Source organism: Flammeovirga aprica JL-4, from assembly GCF_012844305.1.
Classification (GTDB): domain Bacteria; phylum Bacteroidota; class Bacteroidia; order Cytophagales; family Flammeovirgaceae; genus Flammeovirga; species Flammeovirga aprica.
Genome location: NZ_JABANE010000424.1, coordinates 1 through 546 on the forward strand (window position 1 = coordinate 1; position 546 = coordinate 546).

Below are 546 nucleotides of genomic sequence, written 5' to 3' on the forward strand. Positions count from 1 at the left end.
AAATTTTTATGAGCAAACGCTGGCAAACGTTTGCTTTTGGTCTACAGTCCGATAAAATTCCCGCTTTGCCACCTTGGGATTGCTTGTGATGTCCGTTAACACCGCAGAGTCAGAAAATGCGCAACCGGTTGCGCATAAACCAGCCAGCGAATTAATCTACCGCCTCGAAGATCGCCCGCCGCTACCGCAAACCCTGTTCGCCGCCTTCCAGCACCTGCTGGCGATGTTTGTCGCGGTGATCACCCCGGCGCTGTTAATCTGCCAGGCTCTCGGTCTCCCGGCGCAAGATACCCAACATATCATCAGCATGTCGCTGTTCGCCTCCGGCGTCGCCTCTATTATTCAGATCAAAGCCTGGGGCCCGGTCGGCTCCGGACTGCTCTCCATCCAGGGCACCAGCTTCAACTTTGTCGCCCCGCTGATCATGGGCGGTACCGCCTTGAAAACCGGCGGCGCCGACGTCCCCACCATGATGGCCGCCCTCTTCGGCACCCTGATGCTGGCCAGCTGCACCGAAATGGTCCTCTCCCGGATCCTGCACCTGGC

1 protein-coding gene is annotated in these 546 nt (G+C 58.4%); it reads left to right on the forward strand.

Annotated elements, in window-relative coordinates; all coding sequences use genetic code 11:
- Nucleotides 1-88 precede the first annotated feature (88 nt).
- The coding region (locus HHU12_RS34740; protein ID WP_317170783.1) for a solute carrier family 23 protein at nt 89-546 on the forward strand (458 nt) is incomplete at its 3' end.